14 protein-coding genes and 1 riboswitch are annotated in these 22000 nt (G+C 52.7%); of the genes, 12 read left to right on the plus strand and 2 right to left on the minus strand.

The annotated features are described in order from the left end of the window. Nucleotides 1–18 precede the first annotated feature (18 nt). The gene (locus DXA36_RS21525; RefSeq protein WP_118681513.1) at nucleotides 19–945 is read left to right on the plus strand and encodes a carbohydrate ABC transporter permease; all 927 of its coding nucleotides are present in this window, start codon (nucleotides 19–21) and stop codon (nucleotides 943–945) included. 45 nt (nucleotides 946–990) lie between these two features. Then, nucleotides 991–2751, plus strand: a complete 1761-nt coding sequence (locus DXA36_RS21530) for an extracellular solute-binding protein (protein WP_118681514.1) — start codon at nucleotides 991–993, stop codon at nucleotides 2749–2751. Nucleotides 2752–2798: 47 nt separating this feature from the next. Here DXA36_RS21530 and DXA36_RS21535 read toward each other — a convergent pair whose 3' ends face one another. Continuing rightward, nucleotides 2799–4292: a helix-turn-helix domain-containing protein gene (locus tag DXA36_RS21535; RefSeq protein WP_118681515.1), complete on the minus strand. Its 1494-nt coding sequence runs from the start codon at nucleotides 4290–4292 to the stop codon at nucleotides 2799–2801. A gap of 186 nt (nucleotides 4293–4478) precedes the next feature. On the opposite strand from DXA36_RS21535, the gene DXA36_RS21540 reads away from it, so the two are divergent. The 10 genes from DXA36_RS21540 to DXA36_RS21590 all read left to right on the plus strand — a co-directional run bounded on the left by DXA36_RS21540 (nucleotide 4479) and on the right by DXA36_RS21590 (nucleotide 21119). After that, a complete protein-coding gene (locus tag DXA36_RS21540) occupies nucleotides 4479–6818 on the plus strand; it encodes a glycoside hydrolase family 95 protein (RefSeq protein ID WP_118681516.1) in 2340 nt (779 codons plus the stop codon). A gap of 21 nt (nucleotides 6819–6839) precedes the next feature. Further along, the gene (locus DXA36_RS21545) at nucleotides 6840–7046 is read left to right on the plus strand and encodes a hypothetical protein (RefSeq protein ID WP_118681517.1); all 207 of its coding nucleotides are present in this window, start codon (nucleotides 6840–6842) and stop codon (nucleotides 7044–7046) included. 49 nt (nucleotides 7047–7095) lie between these two features. Further along, nucleotides 7096–9939, plus strand: coding sequence for an alpha-L-rhamnosidase (locus tag DXA36_RS21550; protein WP_118681518.1), 2844 nt, complete (start codon nucleotides 7096–7098; stop codon nucleotides 9937–9939). 2 nt (nucleotides 9940–9941) lie between these two features. Further along, complete coding sequence (locus tag DXA36_RS21555) at nucleotides 9942–10871, plus strand: nucleoside hydrolase (protein WP_118681519.1); 930 nt, start codon at nucleotides 9942–9944, stop codon at nucleotides 10869–10871. Further along, nucleotides 10868–12001: a trimethylamine corrinoid protein 2 gene (locus tag DXA36_RS21560; RefSeq protein WP_118681520.1), complete on the plus strand. Its 1134-nt coding sequence runs from the start codon at nucleotides 10868–10870 to the stop codon at nucleotides 11999–12001. Before DXA36_RS21555 ends, DXA36_RS21560 begins: the two co-directional genes overlap by 4 nt. Before the next feature lie 61 nt (nucleotides 12002–12062). Next, nucleotides 12063–14792, plus strand: a complete 2730-nt coding sequence (locus tag DXA36_RS21565; protein WP_118681521.1) for a hypothetical protein — start codon at nucleotides 12063–12065, stop codon at nucleotides 14790–14792. A gap of 51 nt (nucleotides 14793–14843) precedes the next feature. After that, nucleotides 14844–16202 carry an alpha-L-fucosidase gene (locus tag DXA36_RS21570; RefSeq protein WP_118681522.1) on the plus strand — a complete coding sequence of 453 codons (1359 nt, stop codon included), beginning with the start codon at nucleotides 14844–14846 and terminating at the stop codon, nucleotides 16200–16202. Nucleotides 16203–16212: 10 nt separating this feature from the next. Then, the gene (locus DXA36_RS21575) at nucleotides 16213–18276 is read left to right on the plus strand and encodes a beta-galactosidase (RefSeq protein ID WP_118681546.1); all 2064 of its coding nucleotides are present in this window, start codon (nucleotides 16213–16215) and stop codon (nucleotides 18274–18276) included. Between the two features lie 223 nt (nucleotides 18277–18499). After that, nucleotides 18500–18636: riboswitch (FMN riboswitch) on the plus strand. A gap of 287 nt (nucleotides 18637–18923) precedes the next feature. Then, nucleotides 18924–19649, plus strand: coding sequence for an ECF transporter S component (locus DXA36_RS21585; protein ID WP_118681524.1), 726 nt, complete (start codon nucleotides 18924–18926; stop codon nucleotides 19647–19649). A gap of 240 nt (nucleotides 19650–19889) precedes the next feature. Further along, the gene (locus DXA36_RS21590; RefSeq protein ID WP_118681525.1) at nucleotides 19890–21119 is read left to right on the plus strand and encodes an ATP-binding protein; all 1230 of its coding nucleotides are present in this window, start codon (nucleotides 19890–19892) and stop codon (nucleotides 21117–21119) included. Between the two features lie 221 nt (nucleotides 21120–21340). On the opposite strand, the gene DXA36_RS21595 is transcribed toward DXA36_RS21590, so the two are convergent. After that, a complete protein-coding gene (locus DXA36_RS21595; RefSeq protein ID WP_118681526.1) occupies nucleotides 21341–21916 on the minus strand; it encodes an HDIG domain-containing metalloprotein in 576 nt (191 codons plus the stop codon). Nucleotides 21917–22000: the final 84 nt, after the last annotated feature.

Raw genomic sequence — 22000 nt, forward strand, 5'->3', positions numbered from 1 at the left:
CAGGAGAGGAGAGGAAACATGGCAAAGAAAGAAGCCGAAGAGAAAAAAAGAGTTGGAAAAAAGAGTGCAGGGGACTGGGCGGTTGATATTTTCATAAGCATTGTGTTCGGCCTGTTCACTCTGGTGTGTATTTTCCCATTTTATTATATTTTCATCAACACCATAAGCAATAACAATCTGGTCATTACCGGCAAGATTTCCCTGTTCCCCCAGGGAATCCATTTCGAGAATTATGTCAGGGTGCTGACCTTAAAGGAGCTGCCCCCCGCCCTGTTCGTTTCCCTTGCGAGAACGGTGCTGGGAACGATATTCACGGTTTTCGCAGCGTCCTTCCCGGCCTATGCGTTCACCAGAAATGAATACTGGGGCAGGAAATTCTTTTACCGTTTTGTGGTGGTGACCATGTACTTCAGCGCAGGGCTGATCCCGTTGTTTTTGACCTACAGGACCATCGGTATCTATAATACGTTCTGGGTCTATATCATTCCCGGAATTGTGACTCCGTTCAATCTGATTCTGTGCAAAACCTACATAGAATCCCTGCCGGCATCCCTGGAGGAATCGGCGGAAATAGACGGGGCCGGATATCTGGTACGTTATTTCCGGCTCATCCTTCCCCTTTCCAAACCTATCCTCGCCACCATCTCCGTATTTTCCGCGGTGGGGCAGTGGAATAACTGGATGGATACGGTATTGTATACCAAAGACAAAGCGCTGCAGACACTGCAGTATGTGCTGTACCGTTATCTGAATGAAGCCAATACCCTGGCGGAGATAGCCAGAGAGGATCCGTCGGCCATGAATGCCGACCTGGCGACCCAGCTGTCGCCGTTAACCATCAAATATACCATTTCCATAGTCACTATCCTGCCTATACTTCTGGTGTATCCGTTCTTCCAGAAGTACTTCGTAAAAGGGATCATGATTGGAGCCGTCAAAGGATAAGAAGCACTTACAACCATTTCAATTAAAGTCAGAAGGAGAAGAAAAATGAGAAAAAGAGGATTGGCACTGGCAATGGCAGCGATACTTGCTGTCGGCACACTGGCCGGCTGCGGCAAAAATGCGGAGAGTGCGGCAGGCGGACAGACCGCAGCGCAGGGCGAAACACAGGCAGCGGGCGGGGAACCAGGCAGGGAGGAAGTGACCCTGAGCGCGTTTATCCAGCAGTCCGTGACCGGGGAATCCGGCATTTGGCAGGGCTGGGGAGCGCAGAAGCTGTATGAAGACCTGAACATGAAGATTAATTTTGACCCCACCGGAAATGAAGTGGAGTCCAAACTGAGCCAGTATCTGGTGGCGGGAGAGCTTCCTGACATTATAGGCTTCAAGGGGCTGGATCAGGCGCAGCTGGCTATGGATGCAGGTATGCTTCTGCCTCTGGATGAATATCAGGATCAGCTGCCCAACATTTTCGGCGAAGAAGTATACCAGAATGCGATCAAGTATTCCCAGGATTATACCAGCGGCGGTTCCGGCAAACTTTATATCATGCCTACCGCAATCGGGCCTACCGCCTATAATGCATATAACTGGGTACCCCTGCTCCAGTGGTCGGTCTACAAGGCACTGGGCAAGCCGGAAATCAATACGCTGGAGGATTATCTGGATGTGGTGGAACAGATGGTAAAAGAAAAACCCACGACACCGGACGGCGAAAAAGTGTACGGCTTCTCCCTGTTCTCGGACTGGGATAAATATACCGCACTGGAAATCTCCACCCTTTCCTTTATGTACGGAATCGATACGGAGTATGTATCCACCCTGATGGAAACCAATATTATCACCAATGAGACAAAGTCTCTTCTTGCCGATGACAGCTTTTACAAAAGAGCCCTTAAATTCTACTTTGATGCCAACCAGAGAGGGCTTCTGGACCCGGATGCCATGACCCAGACCTACGATGAAATGGTAGCGAAATTAAGCTCCGGCCGCGTTATGTTTTCCTGGTTTTCCTGGCTTACCGGAACCTATAACGATCCCAATGCGGGACATGTGAACAATGAAGAGGATCCGGACGGCTATGCATCCGTGGTGGCAAACGATATGAAGCTGTATGAAGCGCCGGATCAGACAATCGGCCGTAACTGGTATTTCGGAATCAGCAAGAGCTGCAAGAACCCGGATGCGGCACTGGAATTCCTCAACTGGTTGTATGACCTGGAGGTCTGCAAATACCTTACCAACGGGCCGGAAGGCGTGGCCTGGGAAAAAGGGGAGGACGGGGAACCTGTCATAACAAACTGGGATATTGTTGACCAGAAAACGGAAATGCTTATGCCCGAAGAAGTGGGCGGAGGCGCTTTCCAGGACGGCGTATATGCCTTCAACACCCTGGGGCCGCAGGCGGCTACAGAGCTGGAAGACGGATTTACCCTGAGCTACCGTTACTGGCCGGCTACCATTGAAAGAGACGCCACCAAAACCAAAATGAAGGTGGAGGTGAACGAATGGCTGGGAACCACCACCCTTGCGGAATACCTGTACGCCAACGATATGGTGGGCAAGTCCACCCAGGCTGTGAATATGGTCCAGATCCCTTCCGACGATCAGCAGATCATAGAAACCCAGATCGGCGAGGTGGTGAAAAAATATTCCTGGCAGATGGTATATGCCAAGGATGAAGCGGAATTCGAAAGCCTGTGGCAGACCATGGTGACCGACGCCAAAGGGCTTGGCCTGGATCAGATAACCGAATATTACACCACAGAGTGGAATCATGCACTGGAGAAGGTTAAGGACTACGAATAAGACCAGAAAAGGGGCTGTGCAGACAGCCCCGGTTCTTTTTGAAACCGTCAGGAATTTATTTTTTTGTCCCGCCGGTAAGTAACGGGAGATACATTGAAAAAGCGTTTGAACATCCGGTTGAAATAGGTCTGGCTGGAAAAGCCCACTTTTTCCACGATATCCTTCATTTTCATATCCGTGGTTTCAATCAGCTTTGCGGCATACCGGATACGCGCTTCCGTGAGGTAGTCGTTGAAATAGTAGCCTGTCTGCTGCTTGAATACCGTTCCCAGATAGGAAGGGGAGACATGCAGCCGGGCAGCCAGGGTTTTTAGGGAAATATCCTTTTCCTTAAACTCCTCAATGGACTTAATGACCGCATTCACACAAGGATACATGGATTGACTGGCTGCGCTTTTGATGGCTGTGCATTCCTCCGCAAGGCGTTTGATATAGGAATAATGGCTGTCCGCGTTTTCCTCTCTGCCGGGAAAAGGAAGCAGAAGTTCTGCAAGCCCGGGATGTTTTTCCGGAAGCTCGTCCAAATCGGCGGACAGATAAAGCAGCAGGCAGGAGGTAAGGGTGACGGAACAGCGGAAGGGCTGGTATTGTCCGTAAAGGTCCGGACAGCATTCACAGAAGGCGTCCGTGCCTCCCTTTTCCAGCAGCATCAGCAGCTTTTGCACGATTTCCTCTTCCAGGAAATCGTCGTGGGAGACAAAAGGAACCTGGCAGCAGCTGCAGAAGAGCGTGGAGCAGGCCTGGCGGTAGCTTTCCCAGACAGACTGGTAAAAGGGGACCGTATCCCCCATGCTGGCGGAAATGGAAATGCCCATGCTTTCGGACAGAGCCAAAAGATGGAGGATGAAGGAGCGGATATCCATGGAGGGATTAAGCCGGGAAAAGATACAGACCAGACGGTACGGCATTTCAAAATAAAAATGAGCCAGCAGCCTTCCGGGCAGCAGGGATAACAGAAAATCGAAGAACTGGGACATGGAAGCCGCATTCCGGTTATCCGCACTGAAGATGACCGCGGTATAATTATCCATTTCCAGGTTGATTCCCAGAAGTCCGGCCCGTTCCAGAAGGGTTTCCGGTGTCAGGAGATTTTTCAGCCACTGCTCCACAAAGGTGCTGCGGAAGGTGAGCATGGTACCTCCGTAATTCAGGTTCAGAACCTCCCGTTCCCTGACGTGGGAAACCACGTTGCGGACGGAATCGCTTAACTCATCGGTAGAAAGAGGCTTTAACAGATAATTTTCCGCCCCATAGCGGAGCGCCCCTTTGACATAATCAAAGTTATCATAGGCGCTGAGGACTATGACGGAAAGCAGGGGAACGAGGGCTTTGGCTTCCCGGATCAGCGCGATGCCGTCCATTTCCGGCATGGAAATGTCGGTTATCAGAAGGTGCACCGGATGAACAGCCAGAAACCGGAGCACTGTGGCAGGGCTTGTGGAGGCCAGGGCAATTTCAAAGCCGAAGCCTTCCCAGTCCAGCGCGTCCCGGATGCCCGATACGATGACCGGTTCGTCGTCCACAATAACAGCCTGATACATAAAAACCCCCTTCCAACCGTCTTTGCTTTACGGTGTTACGGCAGTCCGGGCAGAACCGGACCATTTACAATCATAATAAAGAGAATAAAAGGCAAAGTCAAGCAAGAGGAAGTTTTTCCGGGTTTGGCGTGCTGCCCCTGCGGCACGCCAAACCCGGAAAAGAACCCAGAAGGAGCAAGGAAAGACATGCTGGATAGGATATGGTCTGCCCGGGAGGCGGGCAGATGGCAGGAGGCATACCCTTTGGGAAACGGCAGGATGGGCGCCGTTGTTTACGGAGGAATAACACGGGAAACTGTGGATTTATCGGAACTTACGTTCTTTTCCGGGGCGCCTTCCCGGGAGAATAATAAACAGGGGGCGGCCACAGCCTTCCGGGAAATGCGGGCTCTCCTGCAGGAAGGGAAAGAGGAGGAGGCTATGGAAAAAGCCTCTGCTTTCATGGGAAACCGGGGAAATTATGGAACCAATCTTCCGGCGGGAAAGCTGCATATTGCCTTTGATGACGAAGGAAAAGACATACGGGGATACCAAAGAAGCCTTGATTTGCAAAACGGGCTGTTTTCCATGCAATACCGGCAGGGAGGGAATACGGTGGACCGGAATGCGTTTGTATCCTGGCCGGATCAGGTATTCTGCTATGAAATAAGGACGAGTGAGCCGCAGAGCCTGACCGGAAAGCTGTGGGTGGACGGCGGGGAGAATCCCTTTCTGTCACAGAAGGCAGGGGAGGAGTTCCGTTTTCTGGTACAGGCGAGAGAAACGCTGCACAGCGACGGCAGCAGCGGGGTGGATCTTACAGGCACCGTGCGGGTATGGTGTGAGGACGGGGCGGTTTCCTGTACGGATGAAGGGATAGCCTTTGCCGGATGCAGCCGGCTTCTCGTAGGCCTGTGGATGGAAACGGACTATGAGGAAAAGGCAGGTATCCGGGTTCGGAGGCACAAAAATACGGCCGATGACAGACGGAGGCTGCCGGAGCAATATGACCGGATACGGAAAACGCACATGGAGGATGTAAAACGCAGGATGGGACGGGTTTTTCTGCGCCTTGGTACCGGAGAGGAACAGGAAAGGGCGGCAAGGATCCCTACGGATGAAAGAGTGTCCGCCCTGCGCCGGGGAACGGAGGATCCGTCTCTTTCGGCCCTTTCCTTCCAGTTCGGCAGATATCTTCTGCAATGCGCCTCAAGAGAAGATTCGCCCCTGCCGGCCCATCTCCAGGGTGTGTGGAATGATAACGTGGCCTGCCGCATCGGATGGACCTGCGATATGCATCTGGATATCAATACCCAGATGAATTATTGGCTGAGCGGGCCGGGAAATCTGCCCGAATGCTGCAGGCCGCTTTTTGCGTGGATGGAAGAGCTGCTGCTTCCTTCCGGGCGGATCAGCGCCCGGGAAAGCTATGGCCGGAAGGGATGGAGCGCCGATTTGGTGTCCAACGCCTGGGGCTTTTCCGCCCCGTACTGGTCCCGCACCATTTCGCCCTGCCCCACGGGAGGGATCTGGCAGGCTTCCCTTTATATGGAATATTTCCGGTATACCGGCGATGAGGCATTTGCCAGGGAACATGCGTATCCGGTGTTCCGCGAGGCGGTGGAATTCTTTACCGAATATGTGTTCCAAGAGGAGGACGGATATTATAGTTCCGGCCCGTCCGTGTCGCCGGAAAATGCGTTTCTAAAGGACGGGAAGAAACGGTATTTTTCCAACGGCTGTACCTATGAAATCCTTATGATACGGGAGCTTCTGGAGGAGTTCCTGGAACTGGCTTCGCTGCTGCCGGAAGCGGGGGAAACGGACAGGGAGCTGAAACGGCGGGCGGAAACGATCCTTCCCCGCCTGCTCCCCTACCGGATCCTGCCGGACAAAACACTGGCCGAATGGAAGCATTCCTGGCCGGCGGCGGATCCCCAGCACCGGCATACCAGCCATCTGCTGGGCGTATTCCCCTACGCCCAAATCACGCCGGAAGAGACTCCGGAGCTGGCGGAAGCTGCATGGAAGAGCCTGGAGGGCCGGCTGTACCCGCAGGAAAACTGGGAGGATACCGGCTGGGCCCGTTCCCTGCTGCTGCTTTACAGCGCCAGGCTGCGAAAGAAGGAAGCGGCCTCCCTCCATCTTGGGAGTATGCACAAGACCTTAACCCATCCCAATCTCCTGGTCATGCACCCGCCCACCAGAGGGGCCGGTTCTTTTATGGAGGTCTATGAACTGGACGGCAATACCGGCCTGAGCATGGGAATCGCCGAACTGCTGCTGCAGAGCCATGGCGGGAAAATCCGCCTGCTTCCCTGCCTGCCAAAGGCATGGGATGACGGCTGCGTGGAAGGCCTTATAGCCAGAGGGGGAATCCGTGCGGACATCCGCTGGCAGGAGGGAGAGTTGAGGGAAGCCGGTTTCACGGCGCCGCGGCAGGAAAGCATCTGCCTGGAATACCGGGGAATCCGCAGGACCCTTTTCCTGAAAGCGGGGGAGAGGGAAACGATTACCGTGGAATTTTTTGGGTCTGCTGAAAGATAACGGCAGCCGGCCGGGCAGCTTGTGACGGATACAGGAAAAGAGAGGGAGAACGCGGGTATCCAAAGAAGGAATTTATGGCAGTTTTGCGATACCCGGGTCAGTGAAGAATGGTTCGGGCCAAGGCCCCGGACCATGAACAACAAAGGCGTTGTGGATGAGCTGCGCAGGAAAAAACTTTCCTATGATGTAGTGAAACGGCTTTTCAGGGAAAAAGGCAATTACCGGTAACCGTTCAGGCTTGTCGGAACAGTTACAATTACCGGGAAGGGAGAAAAGAATGAAGATAACAAGAATGCGGACAAACCGGATGGAAAATCCGCTGGGGTTTTCCATGGACAGCGCCCGGGTTTCCTATGTGGTGGAGGAAAGCCGGGGGAGACGGCAGACTGCCGCAAGAGTGACGGCTGCCAAAGAGGAGACTTTCACAGAGCTTCTTTATGATTCGGGAAAGTCGGAGGCTATAGACAGTATCTGCCACGAGCTGCCCATACGGCTGCAGCCCCGGACCAGATATTACTGGAAGGCGGAGGTATGGGATGATGCCGGAGATTATTGTGAAAGCGCACCTGCCTGGTTTGAAACCGCCAAAGGAGAGGGGGAAGCCTGGGAAGGCGTGTTCATAACCCAAACCTTTTCCCAGCAGGAGCATCCGGTTTTCCGGAAGGAAATCCGGGTGGAAAAGCCCCTGAAGTACGCCCGCCTCTATGCGCTGGGCCTGGGGGTTTACGAGCTGTACCTGGATGGGGAAAAAATAGGGGAGGAGGTTCTTCTTCCGGGACTTCATGCCTATGACAGCTGGCTGCAGTACCAGACCTATGAAATAGAAATGACGGAAGGCGTCCATATGCTGGAGGCCATGCTGGGGGACGGCTGGTACAAAGGCCCCTACGGGCTGAAGGCGAAGCTGCCCCGCCATGGGGAGGAGTATGCGTTTATCGGCGAACTCCATCTTTTTTTCCGGGATGGAGAGGAGCGGATAACCGGCACGGACAAAAGCTGGGCCGTGCGGAAGGGAAAGGTTCTGTTTGACAGCATCTATGACGGGGAAATCTACGATGAGAGGGGACAGGGGGAGACGGATTACCCGGTGAAGGAAGCCGGATTATCCACCGGGCGCCTTACCCCAAGACTCAGCCCTCCCCTTGTGATCCAGGCCCGTCTCAGGCCGGCGGCCCTGCTTCATACACCGGCCGGGGAAACCGTATTGGATATGGGGCAGAATATGGTGGGCTGGATGGAGTTTTCCGTGAACCAGCCTGCGGGGATTGCCGTCCGTCTGCAGTTCGGGGAAATCCTGCAAAACGGGAATTTTTACCGGGACAATATGCGCACGGCAAAATGTGAGTACACCTACATATCGGACGGGAAACCCGGTACGGCCCGTTCCCACTTCACCTTTTACGGGTTCCGTTATGTGAAAGTAGAAGGCTTTATAGGGACCGTCAGCCCGGAGGATTTTACCGGCTGCGTGATTTCCTCCGCTATGGAGGAAACCGGCATGCTGCAGACCTCATCGCCTATGGTGAACCGGCTGCTGTCCAATATAAAATGGGGCCAGCGGGGAAATTTCCTGGATGTGCCCACCGACTGCCCGCAGAGGGATGAACGGATGGGTTGGACGGGAGACGCCCAGATCTTTGCGGATACGGCCAGCTTTCACAGCGACACCTATGCTTTTTATCTGAAATTTTTAAAAGATTTGGCCCTGGAACAGGAAAAATGCGGGGGAAGCGTGCCGTATGTGGTTCCCATGTCCCGCTATGAGCTAAACGGCGCCTGTGCGTGGGGAGATGCGGCAACCATCATTCCCTGGGTGGTTTATATACACTTCGGGGACCCTTATGTGCTGAAGGCCCAATATCCCAGCATGAAAGCCTGGGTGGAGTATATCCGGGGAGAAGAGGAAAGGAACGGAGGCGGCCGGCTGTGGCGTACCGGCAGACATTTCGGCGACTGGCTGGCACTGGACGGAAAAGTGGACGGCGGGGTGTACGGAAGCACGGATCCTTATTTCCTTTCGACCGCCTACTACTATTATTCCACCCTGCTTACCGCAAAAGCCGCCGGAGTCCTGGGAAAAGAAGAAGATCAAGAATCTTATGCGGCACTGGCGGAAGAGATCAGACAGGCTTTTTTCCGGGAATACTATACCCCTTCGGGAAGGCTTGCGGTGGATACCCAGACCGCCTATGCGGTGGTAAACGCCTTCGGCCTGGTGCCGGATGCGTTCCGGGAACCGGTGAAAAAGGCATTTTTTAATAAGATGAAAGAAAATGCCTTCCGGCTCAATACCGGATTTGTCGGCACACCCTATCTGTGTCCGGCACTGGCGGATTCCGGCTTTACGGAAAAAGCATACGGGCTGCTGCTGAACGAAACGTACCCGGGCTGGCTGTATGAAGTGAAAATGGGAGCGACCACCGTATGGGAACGCTGGAATTCGGTGCTGCCCGACGGCTCTGTCAGCGGCACGGGAATGAACTCCCTGAACCATTACGCCTATGGTTCCATAGCCTCCTTCCTGTACCGCTATGCCGCAGGTATCAATCCCGTGGAGGATGCGCCGGGCTTTCGAAAGGCGGTCCTGGCTCCCCGGCCGGATTACAGGCTGAACTTCGTAAAGGGGGAATTGCGGACCCCGGCAGGAACCTACCGTTCCGGCTGGGAACTGGAAGCGGACGGCACACTCCGGCTGCATTTCACGGTTCCGTTCGGGGCTTCGGCAAAGCTGGTGCTGCCGGGAGGGGCCGGTGCCGAGATACGGCAAGAACAAGACGATGCTTATACGGAGGAAAAAGAGCTTCTGTTTTGCGAAGAAGGGACGGATGCATGGGCGACGGTGGAGGCCGGCAGCTACCTCTTCACCTACCGGCCCAACCCCTCCATACGCCGTCGCTTCGGGATGGACAGCAACTTAAATGAGCTGCTTTCCCTCCCGGAAACAAGGGAAATCATTGTGCGGCATTTTCCGAAAGCGGCCACGGGCATCCCATTCCAGGGAGAGGGAACCATAGTGGAGGAGATTGCCCGTTCTCCGTTTGCGGAAGTGTCGGATGAAGCGCTTTTGGCCATGAAACAAGAACTGGAGCAGCTTGTGCCGGCTCCGGAGGGGAGGAAGTAAACATGCGATACCAAAATTACCGGTTTCAGGTGCCGCGGGAAAAAGAGATCCGTGTCATCACGGATACGGATGCGAAAAATGAGGCGGATGATCCCTTTGCCGTGGTACACACCCTGCTTTCCCCCCGCTTTGATAATGTGGGGCTGATAGCCGCCCATTTCGGGACAGACAGAGCGGCGGACAGTATGGAGCAAAGCTTCGGGGAACTGCGGAGGATCCTTTCCCTGATGGATATCCCGGAAGAAAATCTTCTTTTCCGGGGAGCCGGCCGGCCGCTTCCCGGGCCGGGAGTGCCTGTGGATTCCGAGGGTGCAAGGCTGATTATCAGAGAGGCCATGCGGGAAGATGACCGCCCCTTATTTGTGACCTTCCTGGGGCCGCTCACGGATATTGCCAGCGCTTATCTGCTGGAACCCGCCATAGCAGGACGGCTATCGGTCATCTGGATCGGAGGGGGACAATATCCTGACGGAGGGCCGGAGTTTAACCTGGGGAATGATATCCACGCCGCCAACGTGGTATTTTCCTCCCCCATCCCTTTGTGGCAGGTACCCAAAAACGTATACGAAATGATGCCGGTAAGCTTTGCGGAGCTGGAATACCGGGTATTCCCCCAGGGCAGGCTGGGAAGGTATCTGTTTGAGCAGCTTCTTGCCTGCCAGATGGAGGAAGCGTCCCGGAAAAGCCCTTTCCGGACAGGGGAAACCTGGGTGCTGGGGGATTCCCCCGCGCCGGGCCTCCTCCTCTATGAACACCGGTTTTGCTTTGACTGGATCTGCGCACCGCTGATAACCGCAGATATGACCTATGTACATACGAAACGCAGCCGCCCCATACGCGTATATAACAGCGTGGATCCCAGACTGATTCTGGAGGATTTTTATTGCAAGCTGGCATTATTTGCACAAAAAGAAAGGGAAAAAGGGAAATGAAATATAAGGAAAACTGGGAAGAGACCAAACAGAAATGGGAAAAGTACTGGAAACGGGAGAACACGGGCAGGCCCCTGATGAGCATTATTGCCGAAAAACCGGAAGCGGCGGACCCGGTCAAAGCGGCGCGCATGAAATCCGTGGATATAGAGGATAAATACTGGAACCCGGAACGGATAGTGGAACGGTTCCGCTACTTTTGTGAAACCCATGACTTTCTGGCGGAAAGCTTTCCCAACCTGAGCGTGGATTTCGGCCCCGGATCCATGGCCGGTTACCTTGGCAGTGAAATCCTCTTTGACATGAAAACCGTATGGTTCCAGGAATGTGTGGAGGACTGGCTGGAATATCCGGATCTCACCTTCGATCCGGAAAACAAATGGTTTCAGAAGCACCTGGAGGTTTTCCGGCGGGTATGCGAGCTGTCGGAAGGGGATTTCTATGTGGGTATCCCGGATATAATGGAAAACCTGGATGTCCTGGTATCTATGCGGGGAGCGGAAAATACCATTTTTGACATGATGGATGAACCGGAGGAGCTGCTTCGCCGGGTAAACCAGGTACAGGATTTGTATTTCCGGTACTACGACGCCTTTTATGAACTGGCAAAGCAGGAGGAAAACGGAAAAGACAGCTCCTGCTATACCGTTTTCCAGATCTGGGGGGAAGGGAAAATTGCCAAACTGCAGTGTGATTTCTCCGCCATGATTTCTCCCGGCCAGTTCCGGGAATTCGTACAGGAGGCTCTGCGCGGGCAGGCAAAGCGGCTGAACCATGCCCTTTACCATCTGGACGGCCCGGATGCGGTACGCCATCTGGATGCCATTATGGAGATTGAGGAAATCGATGCCCTGCAGTGGACCAGCGGGGATTACGGCCCGGACGGCACCTTTGAGGAATGGTACCCCATTTACGACAAGGCCGTGGCAGCCGGAAAAGGCCTTTGGGTCAAAGTATACAGCGGCAGCGTGGATGAATGGCTGGAACGGCTGGATAAACTTGTGGCCCGTTACGGAAGCAGCGCCCTGTTCCTGTATTTTAGCCCCATGTCCAGGGAAAATGCGGACAGAATCCTGGAACACGCGGAGCGGTATTGGAGTGATGTGAAAGGAAGCTTTCATGGCAGGTAGGCCAGGTCTGTGCATTCACTGTACAAACCTGTGCGAACCGTTATAAGGGAGAAAGGAAACTATGGGAAAAAGAGAAATTACCCTGCTCGGAGATCAAACGCGGCTGGAAAAAGAAGCGCCCCGGATCGCCTTCGGGATTAGACTGGTACGAAACGCACTGGAGGAAACCGGCTATGTCACCCGGTGGGCAAAGATACCCGAACATCCATGGGAATACCGCCTGCTTCCCGGTGAAAAGATCTATGTGGGAATCCGTAAGGAAGAGGAACTGATGACCTGGCTGGAAGAGGAAGAAGTGCTTTGCTTCCATCGCAGGCAGCCGGAAGGGGAAGGCTTTTATCTGCAGCGCGTTCCCGGGAAAATGCTTGTGGTCTGCGGCGGAAGTGCATCCGGCGCCCTGTACGGCTGCCTGAAGCTGGCGGGACTGCTGCGGGCGGAAAAGGAACTGCCGGCCGATCTCAGCTTCTATGATGCGCCGGCCTTTCAGCTGCGGGGGCCTTGTGTGGGCCTTCAGAAAACCAAACTGGAGCCGCCGAGGCATACGTATGAATACCCCGTCACCCCGGATCGGTTTCCCTGGTTTTATGATAAGGGAATGTGGCAGGAATTACTGGACAGGATGCTTCAGGAACGCTGCAATGTCCTCTATATCTGGAGCGGACACCCCTTTGCTTCCCTGGTGAAGGTGCCGGATTACCCGGAGGCCCTGGAGGTGACCGAAGAAGAATACCAAAAAAACAGGGCGCTTTTCGGCTGGCTCACCCGCGAATGTGACAGAAGGGGGATCTGGGTGGTCCTGAAGTTTTATAACATCCATATTTCCCTGCCCTTTGCCCGGGCACACGGACTGGATCTGAACCAAAGCAATATCCATCCCCTGGTGGCGGATTACACCTATAAATCCATTGTGGAATTTATAAAGACCTACCCCCATATCGGCCTGATGGTCTGTCTGGGGGAAGCGCTGCGTGGAACACAGAATAAAACGGACTGGTTTGCCAAGACGATTATACCAGCCGTTAAACAGGGGGCGCAGGAAGCCGGGCTGAAGGAGGAACCGCCGGTTATCCTGCGGGGCCATGACTGCGATCCGGTGGCTGCCATGGAAGCTGCTTCGGCCCAATATTCCCATTTGTATACCATGTGGAAATACAATGGGGAGAGCCTGACCACCTATCTGCCCAGGGGAAACTGGCAGCAGCTTCACCGGAACTTAAGCGCCCTTGGGGGCAGCCATATCATGAACGTACATATTCTGGCCAATCTGGAGCCATTCCGGTTCATGGCGCCCGGATTTATCCAAAAATGTGTCCAGGCAGGAAGCGCCAGGCTGGGGGCCAACGGGCTGCATCTGTATCCGCTGTTTTACTGGGACTGGCCTTATTCCCCGGATAAAACGGAAAAAAGACTTACCCAGCCCCGCCGTGACTGGCTGTGGTACGAGGCATGGTTCCGCTACGCCTGGAATCCCTGGAGGCCGGAGGAGGAAGAACAGGAATATTGGAAACGCAGGCTCGCCCGGGAATACGGAATGCCGGAGGAAGGCGCGGGATGCTTACTGAAAGCGCTGGAGGCCATGGGCCTGTGCGCGCCCAAAATCCTTGGCAGAGTGGGAATCACGGAGGGGAACCGCCAGACGATGAGTCTGGGGATGACCATGTCCCAGCTCACTAATGTGGTAAAATACCGTCCCAACCGGGAACTGTGGCATTCCGTGGCGGCCGTGGGAGAGCAGCCGGATGATTATTGGAGAAAAGAAAAAGAAGGCCTTCCCCATGTGGGGGAAACACCCTGGGATCTGGCGGAAGATTTGGAAGTCCTGGCGGAGCGCATGGATGCCTGTGCGGCGCAGGCCGCCCGGTTTCCCGCCACGGATCAGGAAGGGATCCGGGGAATCCTGGACGACTGCAGGGCGGTAAAAGCCATGACCCTGTTTTACTGTTTTAAAATCCGGGCCGCCATGCATATTCTGGCCTATAAATACGGAATGGACGATACCTGTCTTGGGGATATCACCTATCTGGATGAGGCACAGGAGCAATGGGAACAGGCGATGGCCTGGTACCGCAAACTGACTGCCCTCACGGAAAAAACATACCTGTACGCCAACAGTATGCAGACTCCCCAGCGGAAAATCCCTTTCCCCAACGGGGAAACCTACGGCCACTGGACACAGTGCCTCCCGGAATATGAAAAAGAATTTTCGAATTTCAAAAAGAATCTGGAAAAGCTCAAAGAAGGCTGGCTTCCCGGAAACGAGGAAACGGACACCGAAAGAAGCAGACTCCCGGAAGCGTCCTTTACGCTGGAGGGAAAAGGGCTTGAAACCTATCCCCTGCAAAAGGGGGAATGCCTGTTTACGGACAGCGACAGCCGGATCCAGAATATCGCGCCCGAGCTGCAGGGGCTTACCGGAATCCGTTTCGGTATGGGTGAAGCCATTGTTACCGGTATCACCGTAAGGATAACCCTGGCCCGGGATTCCAAAATACTGATTGGTTATTTTGATGACAAAGGGGTGGAATGGCTGCAGGTGCCCCAGCTGGAAACCAATACCCATGCGGACGACAGAGGCGGCCTTGCTGTGGTTTATGCCAATGCGATAAAGGCCCAGGGCTGCAGGGCAGTCCATATTCACGCTTTTTCCTACGAAAAGGGAACCCATGAGATTTACCTGGGCACAGGTGCTTTTGTGGTTGCGGGCGTGATACCAAAGGAGACGCCTATTGTCCCGCGGAACGCGGGGCTGGAGGGGGAAGGCGTGGAAACCCTCGATTGGTTGTATGAGTAAGTGACCGGTCCAAAGGGCGACGGACCGGTCACTGGAAAGGCGGAAAAGGTAATGGAAAAGAAAATACCCAGAGAAATGACAGGGGCGGAACTGAAATCCATGCTGAAAAGCAGCATTAATTTTAAAAGCCTGGGAGGGGTAAAGGTCCCCGGCCTGAAGCTGGGGCCGGAGGATATGCAGTGGTGGCGGGATGCCAAAATAGGGATGTTCGTGCACTGGGGACTCTACTCCCTTTTGGGAAGAGGGGAATGGGTGCGCTTTAATGAACAGATCCCGGAAAAAGAATATGAAGCCCTGGCCGAAGAATTTAACCCGCAGAATTTTTCCACGGATGAATGGGCGCAGATGGCGGCGGAAATGGGAGCAAAGTATATGGTTATGGTTACCAGACACCATGACGGCTTTGCCCTCTGGGACAGCCCGGGCAGCTTCGGGCAGTTTACCACGGCACAGACCGGATCCGGCAGGGATTTTGTGGCGGAATATACCGAAAGCTGCCGGAAAGCCGGCCTGAAGGTAGGATACTATTATTCCCCCATGGACTGGCGGTTCCCCGGCTATTTTGATCCGGAGGGCCTGCCGGAGAATGCGGCGCTGATGAAAAAACAATGCTACGCTCAGGTAGAAGAACTGGTCACCCGTTATGGCAGCCCCGATATCCTGTGGTACGACGGCGGCTGGCTGGCTCACAAGGGGAGCGATACCTCCAGCGCCTGGTTCTGGGAGCCGGGAAAGCTGAATGCCATGGTGCGTTCCCACAGCCCCAAAACGGTAATCAATCCCCGCTCCGGCTGGGAAGGCGATTTTTACTGCGATGAAGGCTCCCATGAAATCCAGGGGGGAATCATTCCCGTACCCTGGGAGAAAAACATGTGCATCTGCAGCGGAAGCAGCTGGGGATGGATGGCGGAGGATCCGGTATCCGATTTTGACTGGCTGATCCGTATGCTGGTGAATGTGGTATGCCGGGACGGCAACCTTCTGCTGAATATAGGCCCTGACAAAAACGGGAAAGTATCGGAGGAAATCCATAGCCGCATCCGGCAGATCGGCGGCTGGCTGGGCCGCTATGGCGAAAGCATTTACGGCACAAGAGGAGGCCCGTTCGAACCGGTGGATAACGTATACGGAACCACCTTCCGTGATAACCGGATCTATCTGCATATCCTGGATACCGGAGCTTTTGCAGGCCGCCTGCTCCCGGATCCGGGCATCGGTGTCCGGCGCTGCACCCTTTGCGGAGAGGAAAAAGAACTGGCTTTTGAACAGAAGGGAAATGGCCTGCGGCTGATACTGCCGGAAGAGATACAAACCGATTCCCGGGAGCCGGACCGCATCGTGGTCATAGAACTTGACGGAAAGGTACCCCGAAACGAAGAAAATGTCATTTATTTTACAGGAAAGGAATAGGGAAAAAAGGATGTTATACGGCGTTTCCTATTATCCCGAGCAGAAACACAAAGACGAACTGCAGCGGGATCTCACCCTGATTAAGGAATCGGGAATCAATACGGTACGTATGGGGGAATTTGCCTGGAGCCGCCTGGAACCGGAGGAAGGCCGTTTTGTGCCGGACTGGCTGGACGAGGTGGTGGAAACGCTGGGGCAGGCCGGGATCCGCACCATTATATGCACCCCCACGGCATGTCCCCCGGCCTGGCTTGTGACCGGCTGCCCCGAAATCCGGTATCAGGATAACCGGGGTGTGGTAAGACCCTTCGGGGGAAGAAGGCATTACTGCTATAATAACGACCGGTACCGGGAAGCCTGCGCCCGTATCACCCGAATGCTGGGAGAGCATTACGGGAAGAACCCCCATGTGGCCGGTTTTCAGATCGATAATGAACCGGCCCAGGAGGGGACGGGCCGGTGTACCTGTCCGGTATGCCGGAAAAAATTCAGCCTCTGGCTGGAGAAAAAATACGGCACGATAGAAACCTTTAACCAAAGAAGCGGCTCCGTATTCTGGTCCCAGGAATATCAGAGCTTTGATCAAATCACCCCGCCGGTCAATACCATCGAGCCGGGGGCGCAGAACCTGATAAATGCTTTTTACGAAAATCCCCTGGTACGTCTGGACTTCGAACGCTTTTCCAGTGACAGCCAGATCGCGTTCCAGAATATCCAGACGGCTGTTCTGCGGGAATACACAGACCATCCGGTCACCACCAACGCCACGGGGCTGGCTACCAACAGCATAGACTACTATAAGAGCACAAAGGCGCTGGACTGCTATGCTTTTGACTATTACCCGGGGCTGCGCAATGCCCGTGTGGACTCTTTTCCCTACGCATTTGCCAGGGGCGTAAAAGAAGGGGCCCCCTTCTGGGTGCTGGAATTTATGTCCGGAGGCGGCCACCGTCTCAGCGGATCCGGCAGGCTGCAGCCAAATCCCGGGGCGCTGAAGCAGGCCGTCATCCAGGCCTTTGCTCACGGGGCACAGGCGCTTCTGCATTTTCAGTACCGCACCTTTCCCTATGGGGCGGAGCAGCTGAATTATGCGATTGTGGATATGGACGGGATTCCCCGGAGACGCTACAGGGAAATGAAAGAAACGGCGGCGCTGTTACAGCAGCTGGAGCCACTCGAACAGGCGGCCTTCCCGTCGCAGGCGGGGATCCTTCTGGACTATGATACCCACTGGGCGCTGCGCATCAAACCGGTGAACGATCCCTGCTTTACCTATCTTGATTATGCAAATAAGCGGTATCACAGCCTGGAACGCATCGGTATCAATGCGGACGTCCTTTCCTTCCATGCGGCCTGGGAAACCTATAAGGTCCTTCTGCTCCCTGCGGCTTTCCTGCTGGATGCGGCTGCCATAAACAGACTGCGTGCATATGTTAAAAAAGGAGGCATTCTGATCGCCACCTTCCTCACCGGCGTCAAAAACGAAGATAATGCGGGCTATACCCAGCCGCTGCCGGCCGGCCTTACCGATGTGTTCGGGATATGTGTCGAAGAGGTGGAACCTGTTTTTGAAGAAAACCATACGACCTATACCCTCACCCTTCCCGGAAAGCAAGAGGACGGGGAAGAACAACCGGAGAACGAGGATGAGGTGCTGACCGTGAAGGACGGCCTGTGGAGTGAACTGCTCTCCGGTACAGGGAAGCCCCTGGGCGTATACCGGGAGGACTACAAACAGGGCAGCATGGTCCTGTCGGAAAACCAATATGGAGCAGGGAAAGCTTACTACGTGGGAACGGATATGCCGGAGGAAACCTGGCAGCGCTTCCTGCGCGCAGTTTGTGATCCCGTCTGCCCGTCTTACAGACAGATTGCCGTTCCGGACGGCGTGGAATGCGTAGTCCGTTTCCTGCAAGGGCGCCGGATTTACTTCCTGTTCAATTTTGCCGGTGCAAACCGGAAAATAACGGGCTGCAGGGGATACCGGAATTATATAACACAAATGCCCGCAGCTGATGAAGAAGAGATGGGGAAAAACGGGTTCCTCATATTGGAGGAAGAAAAACACGGTTGACATTTAGGGAAATCCTGCTATGATAAAAAAGTGTAAGGATTCAGTCCGGTCAGCCCACCTGCTGCCCTGATCGTAAGAAAAGGATTCATGAGTGCCAAAATCCATTACCGAAGGCGAGTTGGGATGGATTTAGGTTGTAACTGTGAAGGGACCGAACCGTTACAAAAAATAACAAAAGAGCAGCTTCCTCAGCAAAGGAACCTGCCGGCAACTGCATAAAGGTAAAGTTCTTCAGGGTCGGGTGCAATTCCCTACCGGCGGTGAAGCTGCGTGAGCAGACAAGTCCGCGACCCGCATTATGCGGCTGATTCCGGTAAGAATCCGGAACCGACAGTAAAGTCTGGATGAAAGAAGAAAAATCATGAGAGGAAAGACCGGTATATTCCTTTTCCCGTAAACAGGGAATACCGCTTTGTTCTATGGATTGGATATCTGCCCGGGGAAATTGGTTCTCCGGGCTTTTTTTATTCCCGCGGCATTATCCTCGCGGGCATGGAGCAAAAGCGGATGCACCGGTTTGTCCGCTTCCGCAGAAAACCATATCTCCGGAACGCATGGAACCCCGGGCGTCCCTCTTATGAAAAGGCAGAAGAATTTTCCTTCATCTTACCAATTCCCAAACAGGGAAAAAGAAAAGGAGAGTATCTATGAGTAATTTAGCAGCAACATTTACGGAAAATTTTATTTTTGTACTGGAATTTCTGGGCCTGGTAGCCGCAATGGTAGTCATTGCCTATGTGGTGGAGAAAATGGAAAAGAAGAAAAACGGAGTGAAGGAACGTACCCTCACGACCAGAAAAATTGCCATGGTCGGCGTATTTTCCGCAATAGCAGCCGTCCTCCATGTGATGGATTTCCCGATCCCTTTTGCTCCCGGCTTTTATAAAATGGACTTCAGCGAACTGCCGGCCCTCATCGGGGCATTCTCATTCGGACCGGTAGCCGCCGTCATGATAGAATTCTGTAAAATCGTTTTGAAGCTGTTGTTCAAAGGCACGTCCACCGCATTTGTAGGAGATCTGGCAAACTTTATTATCGGCTGTACATTCCTCCTTCCGGCCTCCATCATTTACCTGTTCCGGAAAAACAAGAAAAATGCAGTGATCGGCTGCATCGTGGGAACCCTGATCATGACGGTGTTCGGCACCGCCTTTAACGCAGTTTACCTGCTCCCTAAATTTGCGGAGCTTTATGGAATGCCCCTGGATTCCATAATTGAAATGGGCCATGCAATCAACCCGGCGATCAACAGCGTGAACACGCTTGTTATTTTTGCGGTAGCGCCTATGAACATACTAAAAGGCGGTATTGTATCCCTTGTTACGATGCTGGTGTATAAGAAACTCAGCCCCATAATCCATAACAGTAAATGACGGTTTGCTGCTGTTCCTGCAATAAAGTAAAAAATAAGGGCTTGTGATTGGAATAAAAAAACAGTCGCAAGCTCTTATTCAATCGCATTTTGCATGGAATTACATTGTGGGTTTGAAGGTATTTGTACAGATTACAAATACGTTCAGCAATTCCCAACGGAAAGATGTCTCCACTTGCTATTTTTTCGTTTTTCGGCTAAAATATGAATGTGTCATAAAATAGCCGAAAGGAGCGTTGGGATGGAATATATCAAGCGTAATATGGAGGAAATTTTTCTTACATTAAATAAACAATATCCAGCTATTTTGGTAACTGGCCCCAGACAGGTTGGAAAGACTACGATGCTTCAAAAATTAATTCATTCAGAAGCTTGCAAAAGAAATTACGTTTCATTGGATGACCTTAATGATCGGGCATTGGCTAAATCGGATCCGGCAATGTTTTTTCAGATTCATAAGCCGCCCATTTTAATTGATGAAATACAGTATGCACCTGAATTGTTTACCTATATTAAAATTTATGTGGACAAAAATCAACACGCCGGTGATTTTTGGATGACCGGATCTCAACTGTTTAAATTGATGAATGGTGTACAAGAGTCTTTAGCCGGTCGGGTTGCTATACTTCAGCTTTCTCCATTTTCCCAGCAAGAAATTTATAGCAGTTATGTTGGTGCATTTTCTTTAGATGTCAATGTACTCGCTGAGCGTCAAAAAGTAATCTCGCCTGTTTCAGCACCAGAAATTTATAGGCGTATTTTTTTAGGAGGAATGCCTGCATTAGTCAGCAAAAAATATCAGGAGCGTGACATTTTCTATTCTAGCTATATCAGTACCTATATAGAGAGGGATGTAAGAGATTTATCGGGAAATATTGATTCATTGAAGTTTTTGAATTTCATCACGGCTGTAGCTGCCAGAGCATCTCAAATGGTTAATTTCAAAGGTATCGCTGATGACTGTGATATTGACCAAACAACAGCAAAAAGCTGGTTGCGGATTTTAGAGGCATTGGGGATCATTTTTTATTTGCACCCTTATTCGAACAATGTGTTAAAACGTACAGTAAAAACGCCAAAGCTATATTTTTATGATACAGGTCTTGTTTGTTATCTGACGAAGTGGAGTAGTAGCGAAACTGCAATGAATGGCGCAATGAATGGTGCATTATTAGAAAATTACACTGTTAGCGAGATTCAAAAAAGTTATCAGAATGTTGGAAAGGAATCATATCTGTATTATTATCGGGATAAAGATGCAAGGGAAATCGATCTGTTAATGGAGGGAGACGGTCAATTGCATCCAATTGAAGTTAAGAAAACGGCTACCCCGGAAAAAAGAATAATCAGTAATTTTTCAGTGATAGAGAAGTCCCCTTTGAGGCGAGGTACGGGTGCTGTGCTTTGCCTTTCTGAAAAACTGGGAGCGTTTGATAACGAAAACCTTATTGTGCCGATTCCCTTAATTTAACAATGGTGATTTACTATGCTGAAAATACGGTACCTTCTAATGCTGGTAATCTGCTATAATAAGTGCCATGAAGCTATTCACGGCATAACGAGTGCAAGGATTGCGGCGATGTATAGCGGGGAGGTCCTTGCGGATTTGATTTTTATTTGACGCTTACGGTGTCCTTCCGCTCCGACAGCAGGCGGAAGGACACCGGCCTCATGCTATGCCTGCATGAGCGATTACAGGTTCCCTTTCAGGCCAAGCGCTTCGGCGTTTTCCTTCATCCCTTCAATCGTTTCCCGGATAACATCATCCAGTTCCATTCCCAGCATTTCACAGCCGGTACGGATGGTATCCCTGTTTACCCCTGCGGCAAAGGACTTGTCCTTGAATTTCTTCTTTACGGATTTCACTTCTAAATCCAGAACGCTTTTGGAAGGACGCATCAGACACAGGGCATTGATCAGCCCCGTCAGTTCGTCTACGGTGAAAAGTACTTTTTCCATCTTGCTTTCCGGCTTCACTTCGGAACAGATACCATAGCCATGGCTGCAGACCGCATGGATATAAAAGTCATCGATTCCCCGCTCCTTCATAATTTCCGCCGCTTTGCTGCAGTGTTCCTCCGGATATTTTTCATAGTCCAGATCATGCAGCAGCCCTGTTACGCCCCAGGCTGTTTCATCCTCTCCGTTAATCCGGGCAAAATGGCTCATGACCGCTTCCACAGCCAGCGCGTGCTTCTGCAGCGCAGGGGTTTTGGTATACTCAGTAAGCAGCTCCCAGGCTTCGTTTCTTGACAATTGGTTCTCCATTTTTAATCCTCCTGTAATTCTGTTTGGCAATGAAAAGTCAGCGGCCGCCAGGGCCAGGCAGGTTTTGGTTCGTTGCCTGTCTGA

The sequence above is a fragment of the Eisenbergiella sp. OF01-20 genome (assembly GCF_003478085.1).
In the GTDB taxonomy this organism is placed as follows: domain Bacteria; phylum Bacillota; class Clostridia; order Lachnospirales; family Lachnospiraceae; genus Eisenbergiella.

Coding starts and splice junctions, on each gene's coding strand:
- DXA36_RS21595 (WP_118681526.1), bottom strand. CDS start 21,916: ATGGAGAACCAATTGTCAAGAAACGAAGCCTGGGAGCTGCTTACTGAG.
- DXA36_RS21530 (WP_118681514.1), top strand. CDS start 991: ATGAGAAAAAGAGGATTGGCACTGGCAATGGCAGCGATACTTGCTGTC.
- DXA36_RS21560 (WP_118681520.1), top strand. CDS start 10,868: ATGAAATATAAGGAAAACTGGGAAGAGACCAAACAGAAATGGGAAAAG.
- DXA36_RS21575 (WP_118681546.1), top strand. CDS start 16,213: ATGTTATACGGCGTTTCCTATTATCCCGAGCAGAAACACAAAGACGAA.
- DXA36_RS21525 (WP_118681513.1), top strand. CDS start 19: ATGGCAAAGAAAGAAGCCGAAGAGAAAAAAAGAGTTGGAAAAAAGAGT.
- DXA36_RS21550 (WP_118681518.1), top strand. CDS start 7,096: ATGAAGATAACAAGAATGCGGACAAACCGGATGGAAAATCCGCTGGGG.
- DXA36_RS21565 (WP_118681521.1), top strand. CDS start 12,063: ATGGGAAAAAGAGAAATTACCCTGCTCGGAGATCAAACGCGGCTGGAA.
- DXA36_RS21570 (WP_118681522.1), top strand. CDS start 14,844: ATGGAAAAGAAAATACCCAGAGAAATGACAGGGGCGGAACTGAAATCC.
- DXA36_RS21585 (WP_118681524.1), top strand. CDS start 18,924: ATGAGTAATTTAGCAGCAACATTTACGGAAAATTTTATTTTTGTACTG.
- DXA36_RS21555 (WP_118681519.1), top strand. CDS start 9,942: ATGCGATACCAAAATTACCGGTTTCAGGTGCCGCGGGAAAAAGAGATC.
- DXA36_RS21535 (WP_118681515.1), bottom strand. CDS start 4,292: ATGTATCAGGCTGTTATTGTGGACGACGAACCGGTCATCGTATCGGGC.
- DXA36_RS21590 (WP_118681525.1), top strand. CDS start 19,890: ATGGAATATATCAAGCGTAATATGGAGGAAATTTTTCTTACATTAAAT.
- DXA36_RS21540 (WP_118681516.1), top strand. CDS start 4,479: ATGCTGGATAGGATATGGTCTGCCCGGGAGGCGGGCAGATGGCAGGAG.